This is a genomic window from Streptomyces ossamyceticus (assembly GCF_001418475.1).
Lineage (GTDB): Bacteria > Actinomycetota > Actinomycetes > Streptomycetales > Streptomycetaceae > Streptomyces > Streptomyces ossamyceticus.
The window spans coordinates 6789-10849 of record NZ_LIQX01000285.1 but is presented as its reverse complement, the minus strand read 5'-3'; the positions used below and the strand labels follow the sequence as shown (position 1 = coordinate 10849).

4 protein-coding genes are annotated in these 4061 nt (G+C 67.3%); 1 reads left to right on the top strand and 3 read right to left on the bottom strand.

The features are described from left to right. On the top strand, positions 1 to 742 hold a 742-nt coding region (locus AOK15_RS21770), incomplete at its 5' end, for a hypothetical protein (protein WP_055519448.1). 74 nt (positions 743 to 816) lie between these two features. Here AOK15_RS21770 and clpX read toward each other — a convergent pair. The 3 genes from clpX to AOK15_RS21755 form a co-directional block, all read right to left on the bottom strand. Then, positions 817 to 2103, bottom strand: coding sequence for an ATP-dependent Clp protease ATP-binding subunit ClpX (gene clpX, locus AOK15_RS21765; RefSeq protein WP_055519445.1), 1287 nt, complete (start codon positions 2101 to 2103; stop codon positions 817 to 819). Between the two features lie 203 nt (positions 2104 to 2306). Beyond that, positions 2307 to 2987 carry an ATP-dependent Clp protease proteolytic subunit gene (locus tag AOK15_RS21760; RefSeq protein ID WP_055519443.1) on the bottom strand — a complete coding sequence of 227 codons (681 nt, stop codon included), beginning with the start codon at positions 2985 to 2987 and terminating at the stop codon, positions 2307 to 2309. Between the two features lie 239 nt (positions 2988 to 3226). Continuing rightward, entirely contained in the window at positions 3227 to 3841 is a 615-nt protein-coding gene (locus AOK15_RS21755) for an ATP-dependent Clp protease proteolytic subunit (protein WP_055519442.1), read from the bottom strand. Positions 3842 to 4061 lie beyond the last annotated feature (220 nt).

Sequence of the window (4061 nt, the reverse complement as noted above, 5' to 3'; positions counted from 1 at the left end):
GCAGGCCCCCTACGGCGGCCAGCCGGGCTACCCGACGGTGCCCCAGCCCCCCGCGGCCCCCGGCGGTGGCGGCAAGAAGGTCGGCATCATCCTGGGCGCGGTCGCCGTGGTCGCGGCGGTCGCGGTCGGCGCGTACTTCGTCTTCGGCGGCGGCAGCAGCGACATCGCGGACGACGGCCCGCACAAGCTGACGACGCCGGCGTCGGTGCTCGGCGAGTACAAGAAGTCCTCGGGCGGCGGCGACGGCATGACCGACGAGGAGCTCAAGCAGGCCGAGACCGCCACGGGCATCAAGAACGCCAAGGACGTCGGTGCCAACTACGAGGTGAAGAACGAGTCCAACCCGCTGGGCGGCAAGGCGCTTACGTTCGGTGGCCTCTACGGTGAGATCGAGGATCCGGAGAAGGCGGTCGACGCGTTCTTCGTCTTCATGCGGAAGGACGTGCAGAAGGAGAGCGACGGGGCGGTGACCTTCAAGGGCAGCCCGAAGGAGTACACGCCCGAGTCCCTCGACGGCGCCGTCCTGAAGTGCCAGGAAGCCACGGTCGACAACTCCAAGGACACGTCATCGGGCATGCCCAAGGAGATCAACATCGTGTACTGCCTGTGGGGCGACTACAGCACGCTCGGCTTCGCCATGCCCATGGAGTACTCGGACATCGCGGCGGGCAAGGCCTCCACTGCTGAAGAGGTGGCCGATATCACCGCCAAGCTTCGCAAGGAAGTTCGCGTCGCGGCTTGATTCCGTACCCCAGCGTTGAAGGGGCCCCGGTCACTTGACCGGGGCCCCTTCAACGTGCGTACGCAGCCGACGAGTTACGCCGTCTTCTGCTCGCCCGAGCCCCGGCCCCGCGCGTCGCGGGGGATCAGGGTCGGGTTGACGTTGGAGTGGACCACGTCCGCCGTGATGACCACGCGGGCCACGTCCTTGCGGGACGGAACCTCGTACATGACCGACATCAGGACCTCCTCCATGATGGCGCGCAGGCCGCGCGCGCCCGTCTGGCGGAGGATGGCCTGGTCGGCAATGGCCTCCAGGGCCTCACGCTCGAAGTCGAGCTCCACACCGTCGAGTTCGAAGAGGCGCTGGTACTGCTTCACCAGAGCGTTGCGGGGCTCCACCAGGATCTGGAGGAGGGCTTCCCGGTCCAGGTTGTGGACCGAGGTGATGACCGGGAGGCGGCCGATGAACTCGGGGATCATGCCGAACTTGACGAGGTCCTCGGGCATGACGTCCTCGAATTGGTCCTTCGACTCCAGCTCCCGCTTCGAGCGGATCGTCGCGCCGAATCCGATGCCCTTGGCACCCGCCCGCGACTCGATGATCTTCTCCAGGCCGGCGAACGCGCCGCCCACGATGAACAGGACGTTCGTCGTGTCGATCTGGATGAATTCCTGGTGCGGGTGCTTGCGACCGCCCTGCGGCGGGACCGAGGCGGTGGTGCCCTCAAGGATCTTGAGCAGGGCCTGCTGCACACCCTCGCCGCTCACGTCCCGCGTGATCGACGGGTTCTCGCTCTTCCGCGCGACCTTGTCGATCTCATCGATGTAGATGATCCCGGTCTCGGCCTTCTTGACGTCGTAGTCGGCCGCCTGGATGAGCTTCAGGAGGATGTTCTCGACGTCCTCGCCCACATAGCCGGCCTCCGTCAGCGCCGTCGCGTCCGCGATGGCGAACGGGACGTTCAGCATGCGGGCCAGCGTCTGGGCGAGCAGGGTCTTGCCGGAGCCGGTGGGGCCGAGCAGCAGGATGTTGGACTTCGCCAACTCGATGGCGTCCTCGCGGCTTTGGCCGCCGCCGTTCTCCCCGGCCTGGACGCGCTTGTAGTGGTTGTACACCGCGACCGACAGGGCCTTCTTGGCGGCCTCCTGGCCGACCACGTACCCCTCGAGGAACTCGTAGATCTCGCGCGGCTTCGGGAGTTCCTCCCAGCGGACCTCGCTGGTCTCCGCGAGTTCTTCCTCGATGATCTCGTTGCAGAGGTCGATGCACTCGTCGCAGATGTACACACCGGGCCCTGCGATGAGCTTCTTGACCTGCTTCTGGCTCTTGCCGCAGAACGAGCACTTGAGCAGATCGCCGCCGTCACCGATGCGTGCCACGGTGTGCTTCCCCTTCGCCTGGGAGACGCCTGGACGATTGGAATCCAGCGGCTCCTGGTGCTGCCTTATGTCGACGGTACCTTGCCGGGCCCCCCGTTCGGGCCCCCCTTGGCACGGTTCGCTTTGGCGTGCACCTTGTCGTGCACTGGGTCAAACGGTGCCAACCATGCCAAGGGGCGGCGAACAATACAGGCTTTCCGCCGTCAGCGGACGCTGTTGTTGTTCATCTTCCGCGTAGAGATGATCTGGTCGATCAGGCCGTACGAGAGCGCGTCCTCGGCCGTGAGGATCTTGTCGCGCTCGATGTCCTCGCGGATCTTCTCGATCGGCGTGGTGGAGTGCTTGGCCAGCATCTCCTCCAGCTGCGCACGCATCCGGAGGATCTCGTTGGCGGCGATCTCCAGGTCGGAGACCTGACCGCGGCCGGTCTCACTGTACGGCTGGTGGATCAGCACGCGCGCGTTCGGCAGCGCCATGCGCTTGCCGGGCGTACCGGCGGCCAGCAGGATCGCCGCGGCGGAGGCCGCCTGGCCCATGCAGACCGTCTGGATGTCCGGCTTCACGAACTGCATCGTGTCGTAGATCGCGGTGAGCGCCGTGAACGAGCCGCCGGGGCTGTTGATGTAGACCGAGATGTCACGGTCGGGGTCCATCGACTCCAGGCACAGCAGCTGCGCCATGACGTCGTTGGCGGAGGCGTCGTCGATCTGGACACCGAGGAAGATCACCCGCTCCTCGAAGAGCTTGGCGTACGGGTCGTACTCGCGGATGCCCTGCGAGGTGCGCTCGACGAAGCGCGGGATCACATAGCGGGACTCGGCCGTGGGGCCGGTGTACTGGGAGCTCGCACGGTCGTAGAGGTCGCGGCCGGGAAAGTCGTTCACTGTGGGTCTCCTGGAAGCCTGAGAGGGGCTGAGGCGGTCGGCTGGGGCTTTCGGGGGGTGCGGGTCGGCTGCCGCCGGGCTGCGCGCCGTCGTACGTCCGTGACGGCCGTCGTACGGCCGCTGTACGCCCCGTACGGGGCCCGGAGCCGCTCCTTCCGCCGCAGGCCCTCCTACGGGCTCCTGCGGCGTCCGGACGCGGCCGGGCTCGCGTACGGCGACGCGCGGCGCGGCGGGTGCCGTTACGCCTGCCCGGCCCCGGTGCCGCCGCCGCCCGGCATGCCGGCGGCCGTGGCGATGACGTCGTCGATGAGGCCGTACTCCTTGGCCTCGAAGGCGTCGAACCAGCGGTCGCGGTCCGAGTCGCGGGTGATCTGCTCGACCGACTGGCCGGTGTGCTGCGACGTGAGCTCGGCCATGCGCTTCTTGGTGTGCAGCAGCCGCTCGGCGTGGATCTTGATGTCCGAGGCCGAGCCGGCGAGGCCGGCGGAGGGCTGGTGGATCAGGATCTCGGCGTTCGGCAGCGCGAAGCGCTTGCCGGGGGTGCCCGCGCTGAGGAGGAACTGACCCATCGAGGCCGCGAGGCCCATGGCGATGGTCACCACGTCGTTCTTGATGTACTGCATGGTGTCGTAGATCGCCATGCCGGCCGTGATCGAACCGCCCGGGCTGTTGATGTACAGGTAAATGTCCTTGTCCGGGTCGGCGGCAAGGAGCAGCAGCTGTGCGGTGATCTTGTTCGCGATGTCGTCGTCGACCGGCTGGCCGAGGAAGATGATCCGCTCGTTGAGCAGCCGGTTGTAGACATGGTCGCCGAGGCCACCGCCGATGGAAGGTTCGCCGGCGGCGGAGGGCATCAGATTCGTCACGTATCCACCTGCTCGTCTTACGACGGCGCCGGGCCGTCTCACGTTTCCCTGCGGGGGCCTGGCGGCGGTTTCGCCGAGTGCTCCGGCCCCGTATTCATGGACCCTAACGCGGAGGCTCCGCCGGGGAATCCCGCAAAGGGAACTGTTCGCTGTCAGCGCATGCGCTCCGCTGGGGGAACAGGGCGCCGTGTCACCCCCTGCCCGCCCC